The sequence below is a fragment of the Bacillus sp. SH5-2 genome (assembly GCF_008368905.1).
Lineage (GTDB): Bacteria > Bacillota > Bacilli > Bacillales > Bacillaceae_G > Bacillus_A > Bacillus_A luti.
The window spans coordinates 1-22,903 of sequence record NZ_QOSD01000011.1 but is presented as its reverse complement, the minus strand read 5'-3'; the positions used below and the strand labels follow the sequence as shown (position 1 = coordinate 22,903).

Annotated in this window: 21 protein-coding genes and 1 riboswitch; of the genes, 4 read left to right on the top strand and 17 right to left on the bottom strand. The window is 37.6% G+C overall.

What is annotated here, in order from left to right:
* Positions 1-74: 74 nt before the first annotated feature.
* The 5 genes from DN410_RS08495 to pcrB all read right to left on the bottom strand — a co-directional run bounded on the left by DN410_RS08495 (position 75) and on the right by pcrB (position 7,124).
* Positions 75-845: a TSUP family transporter gene (locus tag DN410_RS08495; protein WP_149176149.1), complete on the bottom strand. Its 771-nt coding sequence runs from the start codon at positions 843-845 to the stop codon at positions 75-77.
* Positions 846-931: 86 nt separating this feature from the next.
* Positions 932-2,128 (bottom strand): CamS family sex pheromone protein, encoded by a 1,197-nt coding sequence (locus tag DN410_RS08490; RefSeq protein WP_149176148.1) that lies wholly within the window; start codon positions 2,126-2,128, stop codon positions 932-934.
* A gap of 16 nt (positions 2,129-2,144) precedes the next feature.
* Positions 2,145-4,154 (bottom strand): NAD-dependent DNA ligase LigA, encoded by a 2,010-nt coding sequence (gene ligA, locus DN410_RS08485; RefSeq protein ID WP_149176147.1) that lies wholly within the window; start codon positions 4,152-4,154, stop codon positions 2,145-2,147.
* A gap of 15 nt (positions 4,155-4,169) precedes the next feature.
* Positions 4,170-6,434 (bottom strand): DNA helicase PcrA, encoded by a 2,265-nt coding sequence (gene pcrA / locus DN410_RS08480; protein WP_149176146.1) that lies wholly within the window; start codon positions 6,432-6,434, stop codon positions 4,170-4,172.
* Positions 6,435-7,124 (bottom strand): heptaprenylglyceryl phosphate synthase, encoded by a 690-nt coding sequence (gene pcrB / locus DN410_RS08475; protein ID WP_149176145.1) that lies wholly within the window; start codon positions 7,122-7,124, stop codon positions 6,435-6,437.
* Positions 7,125-7,461: 337 nt separating this feature from the next.
* Here pcrB and DN410_RS08470 point away from each other — a divergent pair, with 337 nt between their 5' ends.
* The 3 genes from DN410_RS08470 (at position 7,462) to DN410_RS08460 (ending at position 9,084) form a co-directional block, all read left to right on the top strand.
* Positions 7,462-7,839, top strand: coding sequence for a YgaP family membrane protein (locus DN410_RS08470; RefSeq protein ID WP_149176144.1), 378 nt, complete (start codon positions 7,462-7,464; stop codon positions 7,837-7,839).
* 219 nt (positions 7,840-8,058) lie between these two features.
* Complete coding sequence (locus DN410_RS08465) at positions 8,059-8,904, top strand: SPFH domain-containing protein (RefSeq protein WP_149176143.1); 846 nt, start codon at positions 8,059-8,061, stop codon at positions 8,902-8,904.
* 15 nt (positions 8,905-8,919) lie between these two features.
* Positions 8,920-9,084, top strand: coding sequence for a type II toxin-antitoxin system antitoxin (locus DN410_RS08460; protein WP_001085171.1), 165 nt, complete (start codon positions 8,920-8,922; stop codon positions 9,082-9,084).
* Positions 9,085-9,120: 36 nt separating this feature from the next.
* On the opposite strand, the gene purD is transcribed toward DN410_RS08460, so the two are convergent.
* The 12 genes from purD to purE form a co-directional block, all read right to left on the bottom strand.
* On the bottom strand, positions 9,121-10,392 hold the full coding sequence (purD, locus tag DN410_RS08455) for a phosphoribosylamine--glycine ligase (protein WP_149176142.1): 1,272 nt from the start codon (positions 10,390-10,392) through the stop codon (positions 9,121-9,123).
* Positions 10,393-10,613: 221 nt separating this feature from the next.
* Positions 10,614-12,149, bottom strand: a complete 1,536-nt coding sequence (purH, locus tag DN410_RS08450; RefSeq protein WP_149176141.1) for a bifunctional phosphoribosylaminoimidazolecarboxamide formyltransferase/IMP cyclohydrolase — start codon at positions 12,147-12,149, stop codon at positions 10,614-10,616.
* Between the two features lie 24 nt (positions 12,150-12,173).
* The gene (gene purN / locus DN410_RS08445) at positions 12,174-12,761 is read right to left on the bottom strand and encodes a phosphoribosylglycinamide formyltransferase (RefSeq protein ID WP_149176140.1); all 588 of its coding nucleotides are present in this window, start codon (positions 12,759-12,761) and stop codon (positions 12,174-12,176) included.
* The gene (gene purM, locus DN410_RS08440) at positions 12,758-13,798 is read right to left on the bottom strand and encodes a phosphoribosylformylglycinamidine cyclo-ligase (RefSeq protein ID WP_149176139.1); all 1,041 of its coding nucleotides are present in this window, start codon (positions 13,796-13,798) and stop codon (positions 12,758-12,760) included. Before purM ends, purN begins: the two co-directional genes overlap by 4 nt.
* 105 nt (positions 13,799-13,903) lie before the next feature.
* Positions 13,904-15,319: an amidophosphoribosyltransferase gene (gene purF / locus DN410_RS08435; protein ID WP_000879026.1), complete on the bottom strand. Its 1,416-nt coding sequence runs from the start codon at positions 15,317-15,319 to the stop codon at positions 13,904-13,906.
* Positions 15,304-17,523, bottom strand: a complete 2,220-nt coding sequence (gene purL / locus DN410_RS08430; protein WP_149176138.1) for a phosphoribosylformylglycinamidine synthase II — start codon at positions 17,521-17,523, stop codon at positions 15,304-15,306. Before purL ends, purF begins: the two co-directional genes overlap by 16 nt.
* Positions 17,507-18,190 (bottom strand): phosphoribosylformylglycinamidine synthase subunit PurQ, encoded by a 684-nt coding sequence (purQ, locus tag DN410_RS08425; RefSeq protein WP_048375606.1) that lies wholly within the window; start codon positions 18,188-18,190, stop codon positions 17,507-17,509. The genes purL and purQ overlap by 17 nt, the downstream gene beginning before the upstream one ends.
* Positions 18,187-18,441 carry a phosphoribosylformylglycinamidine synthase subunit PurS gene (gene purS, locus DN410_RS08420; RefSeq protein WP_149176137.1) on the bottom strand — a complete coding sequence of 85 codons (255 nt, stop codon included), beginning with the start codon at positions 18,439-18,441 and terminating at the stop codon, positions 18,187-18,189. Before purS ends, purQ begins: the two co-directional genes overlap by 4 nt.
* A complete protein-coding gene (gene purC, locus DN410_RS08415) occupies positions 18,434-19,153 on the bottom strand; it encodes a phosphoribosylaminoimidazolesuccinocarboxamide synthase (protein ID WP_001170544.1) in 720 nt (239 codons plus the stop codon). Before purC ends, purS begins: the two co-directional genes overlap by 8 nt.
* A gap of 88 nt (positions 19,154-19,241) precedes the next feature.
* The gene (gene purB / locus DN410_RS08410; protein WP_060629311.1) at positions 19,242-20,549 is read right to left on the bottom strand and encodes an adenylosuccinate lyase; all 1,308 of its coding nucleotides are present in this window, start codon (positions 20,547-20,549) and stop codon (positions 19,242-19,244) included.
* Positions 20,546-21,697 (bottom strand): 5-(carboxyamino)imidazole ribonucleotide synthase, encoded by a 1,152-nt coding sequence (gene purK / locus DN410_RS08405; RefSeq protein WP_149176136.1) that lies wholly within the window; start codon positions 21,695-21,697, stop codon positions 20,546-20,548. The genes purB and purK overlap by 4 nt, the downstream gene beginning before the upstream one ends.
* Positions 21,694-22,179, bottom strand: coding sequence for a 5-(carboxyamino)imidazole ribonucleotide mutase (gene purE / locus DN410_RS08400; RefSeq protein WP_000839367.1), 486 nt, complete (start codon positions 22,177-22,179; stop codon positions 21,694-21,696). The genes purK and purE overlap by 4 nt, the downstream gene beginning before the upstream one ends.
* A 110-nt stretch (positions 22,180-22,289) precedes the next feature.
* A riboswitch (purine riboswitch) is annotated at positions 22,290-22,391 on the bottom strand.
* A 248-nt stretch (positions 22,392-22,639) separates the two neighbouring features.
* Between purE and DN410_RS28165 the strand changes: the two genes are divergently transcribed.
* Positions 22,640-22,903: hypothetical protein (locus tag DN410_RS28165; protein ID WP_149176135.1), on the top strand; the 264-nt coding region annotated here is incomplete at its 3' end.

Sequence of the window (22,903 nt, the reverse complement as noted above, 5' to 3'; positions counted from 1 at the left end):
CCTAGACTTATATTTTAAAAATTAATTAATTTTTAAAATATAATAAAAAAATAGAGTTATACATACGTATAACTCTACAAAATATGAGTATATTCCAAAATGTTTTTTCCAATCAATAAAATAGTTACTAACAAAAATAAAGTTCTCACATATCCAACACCTTTTTGAACAGCAAACTTCGATCCAAAATAAGCGCCAAAAATCATCGATAATCCCATGATAATACCGTATTCAAAATGAATTATGTCTAAAAATAAAAAAGTAATTAAAGATACGATGTTACTAACAAAGTTCAAAAGTTTTCCAGATGCCGCCGCTTGAATAAAATCCAAACCGATTAATAAAAATGCAAAAATTAAAAAGGAGCCTGTTCCTGGTCCAAAAAATCCATCATAAAACCCTATCATTAAAATAACAAAGAAAAATATTAATGTTTTCCTTTTCGTCATCTTTTTATAGGTAGATACACTTCCCCAATCCTTTTTCGCAATAATATAAATAGCAATAAATACCAACATCACAAGTACTAATGGACGTAAAATATCTGGTGGAATAAATTTTACTACTAAAGCACCTGCAACCGCCCCAATAATAGTTAACGGGATTAACTTTCCTACAATTTTAAAATCAACCTTTCCTGATCGAATAAAATAAATTGTACTCGTAAACGTCCCCATCGTTGCTGCTAATTTATTCGTTGCAATTGCCGAAGCTGGTGGCAAGCCAACAAACATAAGTGCGGGAAGCGAAATTAACCCTCCCCCTCCAACAACTGAATCAATAAAAGCTGCTAAAAAACCGAATGCAATTAATAAAATAATGACTTGAAAGCTTAACTCCTCCATGACCTTCCCCCTTATTTTTAACATTTTAAATTATAACAAAATTCCTCAAGAAAAAAAGCTGTTCCTCAAGGGAACAGCTCTTCTATTTAATCTAAAATTTTCACAAATGGTTCATCTTGCTTCGCTTCACGTATAATAATGGCTTCTGGACGTTCTACAGATTTAATCGTTACTTGTACTTTCATATAATTCGGGAAGTATTCCATAACAAGCCCTGCAACATATTGTGTAAAACCAATTATGTCAGCTTTCCCATTAAATTGAACAGGAATGTCAAGCTTCATTTCTTTTAATTCATCATCTTTATACATACCAGTACCGATAACAGCTGTATAGTCGCCTTGGAAATAATCGCTTAGTTTTGCTTTAAAGTTTGATACCCTTGCAAGATCTTCACGTTTATTATCTGTTTTCGCTTGTTCAGATGGGAATAAATAATATTTCTCATTAATTTGTTTCCAATCTTCAACCGTTTCACTACCTTTTTCCACATTCGCATAAGAAACAAAATTACCTGGCACAAGTGAAGATTTTGGAGATTGACGATATATCGCAAATGTAATCGGAACATTTTTTATTTCGGGCTTTTTTTGGTGCATAACTTTCAAGATTTCTTGCGCCATTTTTTTCCCTTCAGCTAACAATTTTTCGTCCTCGATTTTAGCTTCACGTGGATAACCATGCTCTTCCTCGTAATAATGAACGGAATTCATCGCTAAACCAACTACAATCCCACCAAGTTCAACATCTTTCTCGCCTTTTTTCACATAATAATCATGCTCTAAAATATTTGAAATATATATTGGATTTTTTTTGTTTTTTACTTCTAGTGATTCGGATCCTTCACCTAACGCTGGATTTAATCCTATGTTCGGAAATTTAACCGCATCTTTTTTTAATTTTGTCTCTAGTTCCTTTTGTTCAGCATCTGTACGCTTTCTTTTAACAAGCATTTGTACAGTTTGGGTATCTAGAGCACTTCCACCTTTAAAGAAATAATCTTTCGTACTAAAGGAATCTTTCGCAATACGCATTAATCCTGTTTCAAATTCATCTACATCAAGGCGACTATTTAATCCTTGTACAACTAAACCACGTGCAGATCCTGCGTCAAATGGAACAGTCGTCTTATAATATTCATCCGAAATAGAGTATTTTGGGACGATCGCTTGCTCTTTTGCTTTCCCCGATTTCTCAACCACTTTTTCATCTTTGTCGGCACCTATACTACACCCACTTACAAGTAGGCTAAGGCTTAATACCGCTAATGCTATTTTTTTCATGGTAAGTTTGCACCTCTTACTTATTTAGCTCTTGTAAGAACCTCTCTTCATTCCAAACCTCAACATTATGTTTCTCCGCTTGTGCTAATTTCGAACCTGCCGCTTCACCTGCAACGACTAAATCTGTACTTTTACTAACACTTCCTGTTACTTTTCCACCTAATGCTTCAATCTTCTTCTTCGCTTCACTTCGTCCCATAATTTCTAACTTACCTGTTAAGACAACCGTTTTTCCTGCGAAATAAGATTCAACATTTTGTAAATCCGCACTCTTTATACCTTTGTATGTCATGTTCACGCCATACTCTTTAAACTGTTGTAATAACTCTAATACGTCTTCATTATCAAAATATGCCACAACAGATTGAGCCATTTTTTCACCAATTTCATTAATTGCTTTTAGTTCTTCTTCCGTTGCCTTCACAAGCCCATCCATCGTTTCGAAATGCTCGGCAAATGTACGTGCTGCTTTCGCTCCAACGTGGCGAATTCCAAGACCAAATAATAATCGCTCTAACGAGTTTTCTTTAGAATTCTCAATTGCTTGTACTAAATTCGTTGCTGATTTTTCACCGAATCGTTCTAGCTGTAATAATTGTTCTTTCGTCAATGCATATAAATCTGCAAACGTACGAATATAATCTGCATCAAAGAGCTGTGTGATAACACGCTCTCCAAGTCCGTCAATATTCATTGCATTTCTTGAAACGAAATGAATTAATCCCTCGCGAATTTGAGCTGGACAAGTTGGATTTATACAGCGAAGTGCTACTTCTTCTTCTAAACGAACTAGTTCACTCTCACATGCTGGGCAATGCGTCGGCATATGGTATTCTTCTTCCTCACCAGTACGCTTATCAAAAATAACATTCACAACTTCAGGAATAATATCTCCAGCCTTTTTCACAACAACGTAGTCACCAATTCGAATGTCTTTTTCACGAATTAAATCCTCGTTATGTAAAGAGGCACGACGAACGATCGTACCAGCCACTCGTACTGGCTCTAGCTCTGCAGTTGGTGTTACAACCCCCGTGCGGCCAACACTTAATTCAATCCCTGTTAATCTCGTTACAACTTCTTCAGCCGGGAACTTATAAGCAATCGCCCACCTCGGACTCTTTGCTGTAGTTCCTAAATTTTCTTGAAGAGCAACATCGTCTACTTTTATAACGATTCCATCGATCTCATAATCAAGGTGCGGACGTTTTTCTTGCCACTCTTCTACATAAGCTATAACCTCTTCAATTGTTTCACATGTACGGCGATTTGGATTTGTCTTAAATCCAAGTTCACCTAAGAAATCAAGTGATTCACTATGCGATGGGATCGTTTTTTCTTCTACATTTGCAAGACCGTACACAAACATAGATAGGTTACGCTTTGCTGCAATTTTCGGATCCAGTTGACGTATTGAACCTGCTGCTGCATTACGCGGATTCGCAAATACATCTTCACCATTTTGCTCTTTTTCTTCATTTAATTTAACAAATGAACGCTTCGGCATATAAGCTTCGCCTCTTGCTTCTAACGTTACTTTTTCATTTAAACGAAGCGGGATAGCTTTAATCGTTTTTAAGTTTTGGGTAATATCTTCACCCGTTATACCATCACCACGTGTTGCACCTTGAATAAAGCGTCCTTTTTCATAATGAAGTGAAACGGCAAGTCCGTCAATTTTCAATTCGCATATATATCTTACATTCGCATCATCAATTCCTTGACGTACTCTGCGGTCGAAATCACGTAAATCTCCTTCGTTAAATGCATTTCCTAAACTTAACATCGGTGACTTATGTGTTACTTTTTCAAATATATCAAGAACAGTCCCCCCAACTCGAATGGAGGGAGAGTCTTCACTCATAAACTCTGGATTCTCTGCTTCTAATTTTATAAGCTCCTGCATATTACGGTCATACTCCGCATCAGAAACCGAAGGATTGTCTAATACGTGATATTGATAATTAAATGTGTTTAACAAATCACGCAGTTCTTCTATACGTTTTTTTGCTATCTCTTTTGACATACCCTCATTCCTTTCCTATTGTTTCGTCACAGGTGCAAATTTTGCTAATAAACGTTTAACACCGATTGGGCTTGGGAACGCAATATCTAATTCTTTTGCATCACCTTCACCTTTTACACTTACAACTGTACCGACTCCCCATTTCTGATGGGAAGCTTTATCTCCTACTGCCCAACCAATTTGTTCGCCACCTGTTGTCTTAACAGCGGGACGTACGAAAGCTGAACGAGAACGTGTCGTTCCAGTGCTTGTCGCCATTGCACCTGTCGTTCTTCCTTTTGCCTTTGCCCCAAACGAAGTCTCACGCTTCGGCACTGTTTCATTTAGTGATTCCACTAGCTCTGCTGGGATTTCCGTAATGAATCGAGATGCTGCATTCATACTTGTTCTACCAAATAAAGTACGCATTTGTGCATTGGATAAGTACAACTCTTCTTCTGCACGGGTAATACCTACATAGGCAAGACGACGCTCTTCTTGCATTTCATCTTCTTCCATAAGAGAACGAGTATGCGGGAATATCCCTTCCTCTAGACCAATGATAAATACAACAGGGAACTCTAGCCCTTTTGCTGAGTGCATCGTCATTAAAATAACTTCCTCACCAGCAGTTGGATCTTCATCTACACGATCAATATCAGCAACAAGTGCTAAGTCTGTTAAGAATGCAACAAGGCTCTTATCTTCGCTTTGAGATTCAAATGTTTGCGTAACAGATAAAAACTCATCTAAGTTTTCTAGGCGACCTTCCGCTTCTAAAGTACGCTCGTTTTTCAACATATCGCGATAGCCTGTTTTTTCAATAACTTCTTCTACTAATTCTGTAACAGATAAATACTCTTGCATATTTACCCAGTTGTTTAATAAACCTGCGAATTCTTTCACTGCCTTTGTAACCTTTGCACTTACTCCAACATGCTCAATCTCATCAAATACAGCCGTTAATGAAATTCCATTTTGTACACCGTAATTAATAATTTTATCGATAGAAGTCGCACCAATTCCGCGCTTTGGCACGTTAATAATACGCGCAAAACTAATCTCATCATCTGGATTTCCAATTAAACGTAAATACGCCAAAATATCTTTAATCTCTTTACGGTCGTAGAACTTCGTACCGCCGACAATTTTGTAAGGAATATTAGATTTCAAGAAAATTTCCTCGACCATACGAGACTGGGCATTCGTACGATATAGCACTGCAAAATCAGTATATTTTCGTTTTCCCATTTGAATATCGTCGCGAATTTTTTTTGCAACAAAGTATGCTTCGTCTTTTTCCGTTGCAGCACGATAATACGAAATTTTGCTTCCAACTTGATTGTCGGTCCATAATTTCTTCGGTTTGCGATTTGTATTTTTTTCAATTACAGCATTCGCTGCATTTAAAATATTTTGTGACGAACGATAGTTTTGTTCTAACAGAATAACTTGCGCATTCTCATAGTCTTTTTCGAATGATAAAATGTTAGAAATGTCCGCACCACGCCAGCGATAAATAGACTGATCTGAGTCACCTACAACGCATAAATTTTTAAAACGTGCTGCTAAATGTTTAACAAGAAGGTACTGCGCTTTGTTCGTATCTTGATACTCATCAACGTGAATATATTGGAACTTACGCTGATAAAACTCTAGTACTTCCGGAACACGTTCAAATAATTGAATCGTCGTCATAATTAAATCATCAAAGTCTAATGAGTTATTTTTCAGAAGACGCTTTTGATATTCTGTATATACATCACTCGTTAATTTTTCATATGGATCAGCGATTGTAATTTTTTTTGCATATTTATCTGCAGATAATAGTTCATTTTTCGCATTACTAATACCCGCTAAAATAGAGCGCGGCTCAAACTTCTTCGGATCAATATTGCGCTCTTTCATAATTTTTTTGACCACAGTTAACTGATCACCTGCATCTAAAATCGTAAAGTTACGATTAATTCCAATGCGGTCAATATCACGTCGTAAAATACGTACACACATAGAGTGGAACGTAGAAATCCAAATATCTTCTGCTTCTGGTCCGACAAGTGTATCAATACGCTCGCGCATTTCACGAGCGGCTTTATTTGTGAAGGTAATTGCTAGTACATTCCATGGCGCTACACCTTTTTCACCAAGTAAATACGCAATACGATGTGTTAGCACACGTGTTTTACCACTACCTGCGCCTGCCATTAATAGAAGTGGGCCATTCGTTGTTTGTACTGCTTTTTGTTGCTGTGGATTTAAACCGTTTAATAACTTATCTGTCATACTCATATACGCCTGCACCTACTCTCCTTTTACTGCTTTAACTGTTTTTAACGCAGCTTTTATATCATCATAAATAACATTTCCAACAACTACTGTATCAGCATACTGCGCCATTTCTTTCGCTTGTTCTGCATTAGAAATACCACCGCCATAGTATAGCTTAGCTTGTTTCAATTCTTCTTTTACATTTTTAACTAGTTCAATATCTCCATACGTACCGCTATATTCTAAATAGAATATCGGTAAATGTAATAGTTTGTCTGCTAAACGAGCATATGCGATAACATCATCTTCTGTTAAATCACATTTTGCATCTGTAAGCTGGGCTACTTTCGCTTCTGGATTTAAAACACAATACCCTTCCATGAAAATTTCGTCCCAGTCCATAATATCCCCAAATTCTTTCAATGCCTCATGATGAACCCCTGTTACCCACTCTACTTTTCGGCTATTTAAAACGCTTGGGATGTAATAAAAATCAAATCCTGGTGTAATTGCTTCCACACCAGAAACCTCTAACACACAAGGAACTGCATATCTACGAATACTAACTAACATGTGCAATACATTATCAATTGTTACGCCATCACTGCCGCCTACAATAACAGCATCCGTTCCAGACTCACAAATCATTTCTAAATGCTCATCGCTTAACTCCTTGTTTGGATCAAGCTTAAATACATGTTTCCACCCGGAAATATCGTACATGAAAACACCCTTTCTTTTTTCAATTTATATATTTCTGTTCAAAATAACAGTTAATTTTTATCAGGATTTTTGGAACTTCACCTTAAATATTTATTTAAAACGGAGAACTAAGTTTGCAATTCACTCTTCCGTATTTCCCCAAAAGGGAGGGTTTAATTTTGAACTTCCTTTTACGCATTCTTTCATTATAACAAAAAAAGCTACTTACACACACGCCCATTCCAACATCTTTTTCAACGTCAAATGTTGGATTACATATCAGCAAAATCACACGGGATACTAATAAGAGAAATAGTAATTACTATTTCGAAGTTCATCAAAAAGGAGTGTGTTTCTAATGAAGCAAAACATCGGTACAATCAATGCTCTAATTCGAATTACACTCGGACTTATCCTCTTCGGTTGTAGTACCGCTAAACTCGTACGCAAACCGTGGTGCACTTGGTCTAAAGTTTTACTATGGATTGGTGCAATGAAAGTTGCTGAGGGAATTGTTCGTTTCTGCCCTATTGCTGAAGTATGTAAGTTTGGAAAATATATGAGTATGGGCGCATTTAAAATGCCTAGCATGAATTTTGCTGATAAAGGACATGCTACAGAAGAAGTGAATCAAACTTCCCATCATGACAAACCACAGTCAAATGGAAGTTATGACGCTTCTGACAAAGAGATTGAGTCAGCGATTGAAGATATAATCCTGGCAAAACCGCTTTGAATCATTTGTCACGATGTAAGATGCTCTCAAAGGGACTTAGCTGCTGCAGTGGGCGGTTAAGTCTTCTTTATTTTAACACAAAACAGAACGTACATTCTATTTTCAAATTGAAAACACATATAACAAATGTTGACTAATAAAATTCAGAAAATTAGGTGTATCCCCCTTGCATAAAATGATATAAAAGTGATATCATTTCTATATCAAGGAGGCGATCATATGAAAGAAAAACAAGTATTTTATGTAAATGGTTTTCTCGGTATTATCGGAATTTTAATTTTAGCTGCTATCGGTGTATTTTTCCTTGCACAAGAAATTTTCATAGGAGCAGCATTAACTATTATTTTAGCCGCGGTTCTCGCTACAGGTATCGGTATCGTTCAGCCGAACCAAGCAAAAGTGATTACGTTCTTCGGTAATTATTTAGGAACAATTCGTCAAAACGGTTTATTTTTAACGATTCCATTCGCATTCCGTCAAACTGTATCTTTACGTGTTGAAAACTTTAACAGTAAGAAATTAAAAGTAAATGATGTTGACGGAAATCCAATTGAAATTGCAGCCGTTATCGTATATAAAGTTGTTGATTCTGCAAAAGCAATGTTTGGTGTTGAACATTATGATCGTTTTGTAGAAATTCAAAGTGAAACAGCAATCCGCCACGTTGCCACAAAATATCCTTATGATAACTTCCAAGATGAAACCTGCATTACATTACGCGGAAATACTGAAGAAGTCTCCGAGGAGTTAAAACGTGAGTTAGAAGCACGTCTTGAAATTGCTGGTGTAGAAGTACTAGAAACTCGTTTAACGCACTTAGCTTATGCAACAGAAATTGCCCATGCAATGCTACAACGTCAACAAGCGAAAGCAGTATTAGCTGCTAGAAAAGAAATTGTTGAAGGTGCTGTGAAGATGGCGAAAGACTCAATCCATATGTTAGATGAGGAAGGCGTGTTGGAATTAGATGACGAGCGTAAAGCAAACATGGTAAACAACTTATTAGTTGCCATCGTTTCAGATAAAGGTGCGCAACCAGTCATTAATACAGGAAGCCTATACTAAGGGCTATAAGCAATTATGGCGAAAAAGAAAAGCTTTCCATTACGTATTGATCCTGAATTACACGCAGTCATCGAAAAATGGGCAAATGATGAATTTCGTAGCGTCAATGCACACATCGAGTATTTACTTCGAGAAATGGCAAAGCAAAAAGGTAAATTAAAAAAAGATAAAGATGCATAAAAATCCCGCTGATTTCTCAGCGGGATTTTTCACATATTAATTTCTCGTCATCTCATGCCCAATTGCACGATATCCTATATCACTTCGATAAAATAGGCCATCACTCTCAATTTTACCGATTTCTTTATATACTTTATCTTTTGCTTCCTGTAAACTATTTGCCTTACAAGCAACAAATAGTACACGGCCACCGTTTGTCACAAAGTCACCATGTTTCATTGCTGTACCCGCATGGAAAACAATCACATCTTGCAGTGCATCTAATCCGTTAATAATCTCACCTTTTTTATACGCTTCTGGATATCCTTTAGAAGCAAGTACCACACCAATCACTGCTTCTTCTGACCATTGTAACGTTAGTTCACTTTCATCTAATACAGCGTTACATACATCAACTAAATCGTTTTCTAAGCGAGGTAATACAACTTCTGTTTCAGGATCGCCAAAGCGTGCATTAAATTCAATTACCTTTGGACCATCATTTGTTAAAATAAGCCCCGCATATAAAATCCCTGTAAATGAACGATTTTCTGCAATCATCGCTTTAGCAGTTGGATGTAATACCGTCTGAATCGCCTCTTGAACTGCTGATTCTGGAATTTGTGGTACTGGAGAATATGCACCCATTCCACCCGTATTTGGACCTTTATCGCCATCAAAAGCTCGTTTATGATCTTGAGCGATTACCATCGGATGCACAGTTGTTCCATTCACGAATGCCATTAATGAAAATTCTTGTCCATCTAAAAACTCTTCAATAACAACCTTCTTACTCGCTTCACCGAACTTTACATCTTGTAGCATTTCTTTCGCAGCTTGTAATGCCTCTTCAAGCGTCAGCGCTACTGTTACACCTTTACCAGCGGCTAGGCCGTCAGCTTTAATAACGATTGGTGCACCAACTTTTTGAATGTACTGTACTGCTTCTTCATAGTCTGTAAAGGTTTCATATGCTGCAGTTGGAATGTCATACTTTTTCATAAGCTCTTTTGTAAAAGCTTTACTGCCTTCAATAACAGCAGCTGCTTTATTTGGACCAAATACACGAAGGCCCTCTTCTTTAAAACGATCAACGATTCCATTCATAAGTGGAATTTCTGGTCCAACGAAAGTTAATTCTACATGATTCTCTTTAGCAAATAAGACTAATGCATCAAAATCATTTTCATCAATATCAACTGGTGTCGCAACATCTCGCATACCTTCATTACCTGGTGCTACATATACCTTTGTCACTTTTGCAGATTGTGCAAACTTCCAAGCTAAAGCATGCTCACGCCCACCGCGGCCAATTACTAAAACATTCATATTTCATCCCCCAATATTTAAATAAGTACAAACTAGAAGCTATGCTCCTAGTTTGCTTTTCTATCAATGTAAGTTTAAAAAGGAGGATCGAGAGAACCGAGCAGGTCAAGGCGCGTTTGACAGGAGGACACGGAGTGTAGCTTTCCTACATGAGTACCGCACTGACAATGCAACGACGACATGCGACAGTTATCTTGACCGGACTTTTTAAACATCCCCTATTAATGTTTGAAATGACGTACGCCAGTGAACACCATAGCAATCCCATACTCATCTGCCATCTTAATAGAATCTTCATCACGAATGGATCCACCTGGTTGAATGATTGCTGTAATACCAGCTTTTGCTGCTTCTTCCACTGTATCTGGCATTGGGAAGAAAGCATCAGATGCAAGTGCGCTACCTTGTGCTTTTTCACTAGCTTGTGTGATTGCAATTTTCGCAGAACCTACGCGGTTCATTTGTCCTGCACCTACCCCAATTGTCATATCATCTTTTGCTAAAACAATTGCATTTGATTTCACATGTTTTACAACTTTCCAAGCTAGTTTTAAATCTTTCCACTCTTGCTCTGAAGGTTCACGTTTTGTCGGAATTGAAATTGTACTTTCATCTAATGATAACGTATCTTCTTCTTGAACAAGAAGTCCCCCTTGTACAGAAGTTAGTTTTTTACTTGCACTTGTTGCTTTTTCAATATTTACAGTTAGTAAGCGTAAGTTCTTCTTACTTTGCAACACTTCTAAAGCTTCTTGTGAGAACGAAGGAGCGATAACAATTTCTAAGAAAATTTCATGTAACTTTTCTGCTGTAGCTTTATCAATTTCACGATTTGCTGCAATAATACCGCCGAAGATTGATACTGGATCAGCTTCATAAGCACGAGTATATGCTTCGTGAATATCAGTTCCTACTCCAACGCCACATGGATTCATATGTTTTACCGCTACTACTGCTGGTTCTGTAAATTCTTTTACGATGCTAAGCGCTGCGTCTGCATCATTAATATTGTTATACGATAATTCTTTACCGTGTAATTGTTCTGCGTATGCAACAGAAGAAGTTGCTGCAAATGGCGCTTTATAGAAAGTTGCTTTTTGATGTGGGTTCTCGCCATAACGTAAGTCTTGCTTTTTCTCAAATGTCACAGTTAATGTTTCTGGACTTTCTTCACCCATTTGCTCTGTTAAGTAGTTAGAAATTAACGCATCATACGCTGCTGTATGACGGAATACTTTCGCTGCTAGTTTACGTTTCGTTTCCTCTGCTACTTCACCGTTCTCTTTCAGTTCTGCTAACACAATATCATAATCTACTGGATCTACAATTACAGATACGAATTTATGATTTTTCGCAGCAGAGCGAATCATTGTCGGGCCACCGATATCAATATTTTCAATTGCATCAGCAAATGTTACATCAGGCTTAGCTATTGTTTCTTTAAATGGGTATAAGTTAACAACAACAAAGTCAATTGGTTGAATACCTAATTCATTCATTTGCGTTACATGTGTTTCATTATCACGAACCGCTAATAGACCACCATGAATATTTGGATGTAATGTTTTCACACGGCCATCCATAATTTCAGGGAAACCAGTTACTTCAGAAATACCAATTACTTGTAAGCCGTTTTCTTCTAGTAACTTTTTCGTACCACCTGTTGAAATAACTTCAATCCCTTGTTCTAGTAACCCTTTAACAAATTCTACTACTCCTGTTTTATCTGAAACACTTACTAATGCACGCTTTTTCATTTATCCTTCACCCCTGGTTGTATGTTAGTTAACAGTTGATTTTTTCACAGACTGAACAATTTGATTCACTGTATTTACGTATAATTTATGTTCAACTTGTTGAATTTTCTTTTGTAAGCTTTCTCTCGTATCCCCTTCAGAAACAACTACTGCTTCTTGCGCAATAATTGGCCCTGTATCCATACCTGCATCTACATAATGAATTGTTACTCCAGTTACTTTCACACCTGCTTCTAACGCTTGACCGACAGCATCTTTACCCGGAAAGCTCGGTAGTAATGATGGATGAATATTAATAATCTTCCCGCCGTATGCTTCTAGTAACGTCGGCCCGATTAAACGCATATATCCAGCTAAAATAATATAATCAATTTCATATTCTTCTAGCTTCTTTAATATCTCTTTTTCAAACGCTTCTTTTGACTCATATGCTTTCGCTGAAAAAGCGAAACACGGAATATGATGATAATGCGCTCGCCCAACAGCGCGTGCTTCTGGTTTATCACATACTAATAAACTAATTTCTGCATCCAATCTTTTTTCTTCTACCGCATTAACGAGAGATTGAAAGTTAGATCCACTTCCAGAAGCAAAAACTGCTAATTTACTCATAGTGCTGTGCCCCCATTAAAAGTAACGCCAGCTCCTTGTATAGTACGTCCAATAATGCGAGCCATTTCTCCTTGCTCTTCAAGAAGATGAACAACATCTTTTGCATCTTCTTCCTTCACTGCTACTACCATACCAATACCCATGTTAAAAATATTGAACATTTCTTTCTCTTCCAGTTTTCCAACTTCTTGAAGTAAACTAAAGATCGGCTGAATTTCCCAAGATCCTAGTTCAATCTCAGCACCGATTCCTTCTGGCAACATGCGTGGAATATTTTCAATAAATCCGCCACCTGTAATATGCGCCATACCGTATACTTCATGTTTCTTCAATAGTTCTAAAATAGGTTTGACATAAATTTTCGTTGGTTTTAATAATTCTTCACCAAGAGGTAGTTCTAAGCGGCCATAAATACGCTCTAAAGATAGTTCTCCATCTTCTAGTAACACTTTTCGTACTAAAGAGTAACCATTGCTATGAATACCGCTAGATGCTAAGCCAATTAGCACGTGACCAGCTTCAATCTTTTCACCTGTTACAATTTTCTTTTTATCAACAATCCCAACTGTAAAACCAGCTAAATCATATTCTTCTGTAGAATACATTCCTGGCATTTCAGCTGTTTCTCCACCGATTAATGCACAACCAGCTTGGCGACAGCCCACTGATATACCTTTGACGATGTTTTCAATTTTACTAGGTTCAGCTTTACCACAAGCAATATAATCAAGGAAGAAAAGCGGCTCTGCTCCTTGGACAACAATATCATTTACACACATTGCTACTGCATCAATACCAATTGTGTCATGTTTATCTGCCATAAAAGCGAGCATCAATTTCGTTCCCACGCCATCTGTTCCAGATACTAATACAGGTTCTTCTAATGCAAATTTTGATAGATCAAACATACCTCCAAAACCGCCTAAACCGCCTAGTACTTCTTTTCTCATAGTTGTTTGTACGTGTTTTTTCATGCGAGATACCGCTTCATATCCAGCTTCAATATCTACTCCTGCTTGCTTATATGCATTCGCCATCGTTATTTACACCTCGTCTTTTAATTTCTCCCCATCCAGGGCGGGCTATTTTAAGAAAGGAGCTAGCTTCTACATCAAAAGAAGTAGAAGCTTTTTTCACTTTTCTTATTTCATACTTTCTAAAAGCTCTTGCTCATAATCATAAAGAGCTGTCGGATAGTCCCCATTAAAGTAAGCCATGCATAGGCCGCCATATTTCCCTTCATATGGACGTCCAATTGCATCTACTAATCCATCTTCGCTTAAAAATGTTAAAGAATCTGCTCCAATCATTTCACGGATTTCTTCTACTGTATTATTTGCTGCAATTAATTCTTTTCTCGTTTGAATATCAATGCCATAGAAACATGGATATTTCAGAGGTGGTGAAGCAATTCTTACGTGAACTTCTGTCGCTCCAGCCTCACGAAGCATACGAACAATTCGTTTACTTGTCGTTCCTCTTACGATAGAGTCATCAATCATAACAACTCGTTTCCCCTCAACCACACCTCTTACTGCGGAAAGCTTCATCTTTACCCCTTGCTCGCGCAGTTCTTGAGAAGGTTGGATAAACGTACGTCCAACGTAACGATTTTTAATTAATCCTAACTCATATGGAATACCTGTCGCCTCCGCATAGCCAATCGCAGCTGAAATACTAGAGTCTGGTACACCAGTAACAACATCTGCTTCAATAGGAGCTTCTGCCGCTAAACGTTTCCCCATGTTTTTACGTGCTGCATGAACGTTAACGCCTGCAATATTAGAATCTGGTCGTGCAAAGTAAATGTATTCCATACTACAAATTGCATGTTCTACATCGTTTGTGAAACGATCTACGTGAATTCCTTCATCATTAATGATAAGTAGTTCACCAGGTTCTACATCACGAATATATGTCGCACCTACTACATCAAAAGCACATGTTTCAGATGCTACAACGTAAGCATCTCCCATTTTTCCAATTGACAGAGGACGGAATCCATTCGGATCTAACGCAACAATCATTTCATTTCCAGTTAGTAAAAGGTATGCAAACGCACCTTTCACTTTATTTAAAGCCTCTTTTACACTTTCAATTAAAGAATCTTTCGTACTACGTTTAATGAGATGTAAAAGTACTTCTGTATCTGAACTTGTTTGAAAAATACTTCCCTCTGCCTCTAATTCGCGACGAAGCATTTTTGCATTAATTAAATTCCCGTTATGAGCTAATGCCATACTATGATCAGAAAAACGGAATAGTAATGGTTGAACGTTAGCAACTTCACTTCCACCAGCCGTTGCGTATCGTACATGCCCGATTGCTGATTTTCCATTCAATCCCTCTAGCTCACCTCTTGAAAACACTTCCGATATTAAACCTAACCCCTTGTGACCGACGATTTTTTCCCCATTATTTACGACAATGCCTGCGCCTTCTTGCCCGCGGTGCTGTAAACTGTGCAATCCGTAGTACGAAACTTGTGCTGCATTTTCATGCCCCCAAATTCCAAAAACGCCACATTCTTCATTTAACCCCTTTATTTCAGCAAGCATGGGATTGCCCCTTTCCAAGCCTTTCTCATTTCATCTACATTTGCTGCAAGTAATACTTCATTTTCTTCATTATGAATTGTTACTTCATTTGTATTTGTTACTTCTCCGACTTGAGTTGCTTCAACCATTTTCTCGAATGCTTCTTTATTTTCACGTTTTACAGTTATCACGAAACGAGATTGTGATTCTGCAAATAATGCTGCCGTTGCTTCACCGTCTAATTTCACAGTAGCACCTAGACCTTTAGCACCAATTGCACTTTCTGAAATCGCAACTGCTAAACCACCTTCAGCAACGTCATGCGCAGATTGAACAAGTCCAGCTTGAATTGCTGCTAATACTTGTTTTTGACGTTTTAATTCTACATCTAGATCGATACTTGGTGATTGGCCGAAAATCTTGCCGTGAATCATTTTCTGTAATTCGCTTCCGCCAAACTCAGCTTTCGTCTCTCCGATGATATAAACTAAATCGCCAGCTTGCTTAAATTCTTGTGTTGTTACATGTTTTAAATCGTGTACAAGACCAACCATCCCAACTGTCGGTGTTGGATATACAGCTTCGCCACTACGTTCGTTATACATTGATACGTTTCCGCCGATAACTGGCGTTTGTAATGTGCGACAAGCTTCACTCATACCGTCTACTGATTTTTCAATTTGCCAGAAGATCTCTGGTTTTTCTGGGTTACCAAAGTTTAAGCAATCTGTAATCGCAAGTGGCTCTCCTCCAGAACATACAATATTACGTGCTGCCTCTGCTACTGCAATTTTACCGCCCACTTCTGGATCTAAATAAATGTAGCGAGAGTTACAATCTGTCGTCATTGCTAATCCTTTTTCTGTACCGCGTACACGTACAACTGCTGCATCTGAACCTGGTGTAACAACTGTGCTTGTGCGCACTTGGTAATCATATTGATCATAAACCCACTCTTTACTTGCAATTGTCGGTTGTTGTAATAGAGCGAATAACGTTTCTTTATAATTTTCTACTTTTGGTGTTTCCATTTTCATCTGCTGGAATTCAGCAAAGTATGCTGCTTCTTTTGATGGCTTATGATAAATTGGTGCTTCTTCTGCTAAAGCATCCGCTGGAACTTCCGCCACTTTCTCGCCTTTATGGAATAAACGAAGCATTTTATCTTCCGTTACTTTCCCCATCGTAACGGCTGCAAGACCATACTTCTCGAATAAATCTACTATTTCTTGCTCTCTACCTTTTTTCACAACAATTAACATACGCTCTTGTGATTCAGATAGCATCATTTCATATGGTGTCATTCCTGTTTCGCGCTGTGGTACATCATCTAAGTACATTTCAATACCCATTCCTGCTTTACTTGCCATTTCTGCAGAAGATGATGTTAAGCCAGCTGCACCCATATCTTGAATTCCAACAAGTGCATCCGACTGAATAAGTTCTAAGCAAGCTTCAATAAGAAGTTTCTCCATAAATGGATCTCCTACTTGAACTGCTGGACGCTTCGCTTCTGAGCTTTCAGATAACTCTTCAGATGCGAATGTTGCACCGTGAATACCATCACGACCAGTTGATGCTCCTACGTACATTACTGTATTTCCAGCACCGTGCGCTTGCCCTTTTTTAATATCTTCGTGGTTAATCAAACCTACGCACATCGCATTTACAAGTGGATTTCCTTCGTAACATGGATCAAACTGTACTTCGCCACCGACAGTCGGAATACCGATACAGTTACCGTATCCCGCAATTCCTGCTACTACTTCTTCGAATAAGTATTTCACACGTGGTGATTGTAATTCCCCAAATCGAAGTGAGTTTAATAGAGCTACTGGACGTGCTCCCATAGAGAATACATCACGGATAATACCACCAACGCCTGTTGCTGCTCCTTGATATGGTTCAATAGCTGAAGGATGGTTATGGCTTTCCATTTTAAATACAACCGCTTGATTATCACCGATGTCTACAATTCCAGCACCTTCCCCAGGCCCTTGCAGAACACGCTCACCTGTTGTTGGGAATTTTCGGAGCACTGGTTTTGAATTTTTATAACTACAATGTTCAGACCACATAACAGAGAATAATCCTGTTTCTGTATAATTTGGCAGACGGCCTAAAATCTTTTCAACCATGGCAAACTCTTCGTCTGTTAGCCCCATTTCCGCATATATGCGCTCTTCTTTAATTTGTGTTGGATTTGGTTCAAGCATTAACGACATATGTTTCCCTCCACTGTTTTAAGATAGATTGAAAGACTTTTAACCCTTCAGCACCGCCAAGTAATTCATCTACAGCACGCTCTGGGTGTGGCATCATACCAAGTACATTTCCTTTTTCATTTACAATACCAGCAATATCTGAAACGCTTCCATTCGGGTTTTCTACGTAACGGAATGCGATTTGATTATTCTCTTCTAATCTTTTAAGAGTCTCTTCATCACAATAGTAATTCCCTTCACCATGTGCGATTGGAATATTGATTACTTCATCTTTTTCATATTGTGATGTAAACATCGTTTCATTATTTTCAACGCGCAGCTGAACAGTGCGACACATAAATTTTAAGTTTTCGTTTCTCATTAATGCTCCTGGTAGTAACCCTGACTCAACAAGAATCTGGAATCCATTACATACACCTAAAATTGGCTTTCCTTGCTCAGCAGCTTTTTGCACTGCTTTCATTGCATTCGCAAAGCGAGAAATAGCACCGCAGCGTAAGTAGTCACCGTAAGAGAATCCACCTGGTAGTAGAATTGCATCATATTCATCTAAATTCTCTGTATCGTGCCAAACGTAATCTACTTCTTCGCCAAGCTCATCTTTAATCGCATGGAACATATCAACATCACAGTTCGAACCTGGAAATACTATTACGGCAAATTTCACTGTGCGACAACCTCCTCAACTTCATAACGGAAGTCTTCCATTACAACGTTTGCTAGTAACTTTTCACACATTTCTTTTATCTTGCTATCTAGATCAGATACTGATTTATCAATTGTTAATTCCATGTACTTTCCGATTCGAACATCTTGTACTTCTGTGAACGAAAGACTATGAAGTGCTCCTTTTACTGCTGTTCCTTGTGGATCTAATACGCTTTCTCTTAACGTTACATATACCTTAACTTTATACATGTGAAATTCCCCCTAAACGTTTTAAAATCTCTTCATAAGCATCTGTTAAATTTCCAAGATCACGACGGAATACGTCTTTATCAAACTTTTCATTGCTCGTTTCATCCCATAAACGGCAAGTATCTGGTGAAATTTCATCTGCTAAAATGATTTCTCCCTCTTCAGTTACACCAAACTCTAATTTGAAATCTACTAATCTTACACGACAGCTTGCGAAATGATCAATCAACACTTGATTGATTTGTAGAGCCATATCTCGTAATACGCTTACTTGCTCTGGCGATGCAACGTTTAATACACGAATATGATCTTCCGTTACAAGCGGATCTCCTAAATCATCATCTTTGAAGTAAAATTCTACGATTGGTTCTGCAAGTACAGTTCCCTCTTCCATTCCTAATCGTTTTGAAAGACTTCCTGCAATTACATTTCTTGTGACAACTTCTAAAGGAATAATACTCACTTTTTTAACAAGTTGTTCTGTTTCAGATAGCTTCTCAACAAAGTGTGTTTTAATTCCTACTTCTTGTAACTTTCTGAACAATAAAGTTGTAATCTCATTGTTCAAACGACCTTTTCCTGTAATCGTCTCTTTTTTCTCCCCATTGAAAGCAGTCGCACTATCTTTGTACTCTACCCAAACCATATCTGCTGATTCTGTACGATAAATTCTTTTTGCCTTACCTTCATACAGCAATTCTAGCTTTTGCATTTCGCAAGCCCCCTGTAGTTTGAAAAATGTGAATAATGTTTTTATAAAGAATGGCACAGAATGACTCTATTCTGTGCCATATGAAATTTTACGCTTCGTTTAATCCAAGGCGTTCAAAGATTGTATCAACGTGTTGCATATGATGCTCATAGTTGAAGCATTCATTAATTTCTTCTTGTGTTAATTTGCTTGTAATACGCTCATCTGCTTCCACAAGCTCTTTAAATTGTACTTGTGTTTCCCAAGCTTCCATCGCTTTAGGCTGTACGATATCGTAAGCTTCTTCACGTACCATACCTTTATCGATTAATGTAAGCATTACGCGCTGAGAATAAATTAAGCCGTATGTTCTTGTCATATTGCGTTTCATATTCTCTGGATATACAGTTAAGTTTTTAACGATATTACCAAAGCGATTTAACATGTAATTTAACGCGATTGTAGCATCTGGTAAAATTACGCGTTCTGCTGAAGAGTGAGAAATATCACGCTCATGCCATAATGGAACATTCTCATAAGCTGTCATCATATAACCGCGGATAACACGAGCTAAACCAGTCATATTTTCAGATCCAATTGGATTACGTTTGTGTGGCATTGCAGAAGAACCTTTTTGACCTTTTGCGAAAGCTTCTTCAACCTCACGTGTTTCACTCTTTTGTAAACCACGAATCTCAACTGCCATCTTTTCGATAGATGTTGCGATTAATGCAAGTGTTGACATGTAATGAGCATGGCGATCACGTTGCAATGTTTGTGTTGAAATTGGTGCTGCTTCTAATCCTAAGTTTTCACAAACAAACTTTTCTACGAATGGATCGATATTTGCGTATGTACCAACCGCACCAGATAATTTACCAACGCGAACTGTATCAGCAGCTTGTTTGAAACGCTCTACGTTACGTTTCATTTCTTCGTACCAAAGACCAAGTTTTAAACCAAATGTTGTTGGTTCTGCATGAACACCGTGTGTTCTTCCCATCATGATCGTGTATTTATGCTCTTTTGCTTTGTTAGCTAAAATGCTTACAAAGTTTTCTAAGTCTTTTAATATGATTTCATTCGCTTGTTTTAAAATGTAAGATAACGCTGTATCTACTACGTCTGTAGATGTTAAACCGTAATGAACCCATTTACGTTCTTCACCTAATGCTGGTGTTTCTGATACAGCACGAGTGAATGCAACTACATCATGACGTGTCTCTTTTTCAATTTCATAAATACGATCAATATCAAATGATGCATGCTCACGAATTTTCTTAACATCTTCTTTTGGAATATCGCCAAGCTCAGCCCATGCTTCACAAGCTAAAATCTCAACTTCTAACCACGCTTTAAATTTGTTCTCTTCCGTCCAAATCGCACCCATTTCTGGGCGTGTATAACGACTAATCATCTTTTTCCCTCCAACAGTTGTTCTTGATGGTCCCAAATATGCAAACTCTTTGCTTTTTCTAGAGCGACTTCAATATTATCATTTAAAATATTAACATGCCCCATTTTTCGCTGTGCTTTTGCTTCTTCTTTTCCATACAAGTGTAAATAGCACCCGGTTAATCTATTCACTTGTCTTAGGACCCCTTCTATATGTTCGCCTAAAATGTTTACCATGACAACTGGTTTTAACAAATTTGTTTCTCCAAGAGGTAAATTACAGATTGCTCGAATATGTTGACCGAATTGACTCGTTTCACATGCATCCTGTGTATAGTGTCCTGAATTGTGAGGTCTTGGTGCTAATTCATTAATGTAAATCTCACCATCAGCTGTAGCAAACATCTCTACCGCTAGTGTTCCCACAAGTTCTAGTTCATCCGCAAGCACTTTTGCATAAGCAATTGCTTTTTGAGAAAGTTCTTCTGTAATACGAGCTGGAACGATGGATTCATGCAAAATATTATTTACATGAATATTTTCCGCTACCGGAAATACTTTCGTTTCACCACTTACACTACGCGTTACAATAACTGATACTTCTTTTTCAAAAGGTACCCATTTCTCTAAAATACACTCTGCTGCATTCGCAAGATTCCGTGCCTTTTCAACATCAGCTTTACTTCTTAAAACAACTTGCCCTTTCCCATCATATCCACCTGTCGTTGTTTTTAAGACGGAAGGATATGATAACTCGGCGATCGCTTCAGTAAGCTGCTCTTGAGTTTGAACCAATCTATACGTTTCTACTGGTAATCCCGCTTTTTCAATTGCATTCTTTTCAGTAAAACGATTTTGCGTTTTACTTAACAACTGACTGCCTTGCGGTAAGTAAGCATGTTTTTCAAGCCATTGTAAACATCTATAATCAATATTCTCAAATTCATATGTGACAACATCACTAATCTCTGCTAAATGGTGAATTGCTTTTAAATCGTCATATGATGCAACAATTTCAATATCAGCAACTTGTGCACATGGTGAGTTTTTTGTAGGATCTAAAACAGCAATTTTATATCCCATCTCCTTAGCTGCCAGTGCCATCATTCTTCCTAGCTGGCCGCCTCCAATAATACCGATTGTTTTTCCAGGTAAAATGATTCTCGTCATACTAGCTCACTACCTTCGCGCACATCTTTTTCAATTGCTTCTCTTCTCAATTCTAATGCATCATGTATGTCATCATGGAATGATCCAAGTATTTGTGCAGCAAGTAAACCCGCATTTGTTGAACCAGCCTTACCAATTGCAACAGTTGCAACTGGAACCCCTCCTGGCATTTGGACGATGGATAATAATGAATCTAAGCCGTTTAACGCTTTTGATTGAACTGGAACTCCGATTACAGGAAGATTCGTCTTCGCTGCAACCATTCCTGGTAAATGCGCTGCTCCACCAGCTCCAGCAATAATAACTTTCAATCCACGTTCACGAGCCGTCTCTGCATATTCAAACATATAATCCGGAGTCCGATGAGCGGATACAACTTTTTTCTCATACGGTATATTTAATTCATCTAAAATGTCACAAGCATATTTCATTGTTTCCCAGTCTGACGTGCTTCCCATTATGACTCCAACTAGTGATTTCATATTAGAATCCCCCCGATTCAAATAAAAAAAGCCTGAAATAGAACAGTTTCTCTTTTACTATGAGAGAAAGCGCTCTACTCAGGCATACGTATCCCTTGTGAATAGAAAAATACCGAGTGACTTTCCCTCATAGTCTAACGAATAACGGTCGTTAGGTAGAGACTTGCAGGCCATATCCCCGCGATTATATGAGGTCTTATATTATTGTTTCTATGGCTATATTAACAATATTTCATAAACAATGTCAACAAATAATCGAATGTTTTTTTATTAGTTACTCATAACGTTCGTGTTTTAGTTATATTCAAAAGAATAATTGTAATTATATACAAGAAGGATAAGTAATTAGAATATATATTTCTAGAGATCTATCGTACACATAACGGTTTTTATACTAATTTCGCATGCTTTCATATAAAGCATATCGTTTATATTCATTTTATTTATAAGGAGAACAATAATGAAAAAAATAACTACACTCTTTTCATATTTATTTCTTTGCATCGCAGTCATTGCTGTCATAATTGAATACTTATTTATATCATCCTACTTTTTTTACTCTCAGTATTTAAAATATATACTCGTAGTAGAAATAACATTTCCTATCATAGGGATTATTTTAGGAGCACTTGGAAAATCCGGAGAACAAAAAATCATTGCTATTACTTTGAATAGTCTCGTTTTTATTCTTTTTTCTTCTTTAGGATTATTAAATCTATGGATT

Coding starts and splice junctions, on each gene's coding strand:
- purB (WP_060629311.1), bottom strand. CDS start 20,549: ATGATTAGTCGTTATACACGCCCAGAAATGGGTGCGATTTGGACGGAA.
- DN410_RS08495 (WP_149176149.1), bottom strand. CDS start 845: ATGGAGGAGTTAAGCTTTCAAGTCATTATTTTATTAATTGCATTCGGT.
- purF (WP_000879026.1), bottom strand. CDS start 15,319: ATGCTTGCTGAAATAAAGGGGTTAAATGAAGAATGTGGCGTTTTTGGA.
- purL (WP_149176138.1), bottom strand. CDS start 17,523: ATGTCGTTAATGCTTGAACCAAATCCAACACAAATTAAAGAAGAGCGC.
- DN410_RS08460 (WP_001085171.1), top strand. CDS start 8,920: ATGGCGAAAAAGAAAAGCTTTCCATTACGTATTGATCCTGAATTACAC.
- purC (WP_001170544.1), bottom strand. CDS start 19,153: ATGCAAAAGCTAGAATTGCTGTATGAAGGTAAGGCAAAAAGAATTTAT.
- purE (WP_000839367.1), bottom strand. CDS start 22,179: ATGAAATCACTAGTTGGAGTCATAATGGGAAGCACGTCAGACTGGGAA.
- purK (WP_149176136.1), bottom strand. CDS start 21,697: ATGACGAGAATCATTTTACCTGGAAAAACAATCGGTATTATTGGAGGC.
- purH (WP_149176141.1), bottom strand. CDS start 12,149: ATGAAAAAGCGTGCATTAGTAAGTGTTTCAGATAAAACAGGAGTAGTA.
- purN (WP_149176140.1), bottom strand. CDS start 12,761: ATGAGTAAATTAGCAGTTTTTGCTTCTGGAAGTGGATCTAACTTTCAA.
- purM (WP_149176139.1), bottom strand. CDS start 13,798: ATGGCGAATGCATATAAGCAAGCAGGAGTAGATATTGAAGCTGGATAT.
- DN410_RS08465 (WP_149176143.1), top strand. CDS start 8,059: ATGAAAGAAAAACAAGTATTTTATGTAAATGGTTTTCTCGGTATTATC.
- purD (WP_149176142.1), bottom strand. CDS start 10,392: ATGAATGTTTTAGTAATTGGCCGCGGTGGGCGTGAGCATGCTTTAGCT.
- ligA (WP_149176147.1), bottom strand. CDS start 4,154: ATGTCAAAAGAGATAGCAAAAAAACGTATAGAAGAACTGCGTGATTTG.
- pcrB (WP_149176145.1), bottom strand. CDS start 7,124: ATGTACGATATTTCCGGGTGGAAACATGTATTTAAGCTTGATCCAAAC.
- DN410_RS08490 (WP_149176148.1), bottom strand. CDS start 2,128: ATGAAAAAAATAGCATTAGCGGTATTAAGCCTTAGCCTACTTGTAAGT.
- DN410_RS08470 (WP_149176144.1), top strand. CDS start 7,462: ATGAAGCAAAACATCGGTACAATCAATGCTCTAATTCGAATTACACTC.
- purS (WP_149176137.1), bottom strand. CDS start 18,441: ATGTATAAAGTTAAGGTATATGTAACGTTAAGAGAAAGCGTATTAGAT.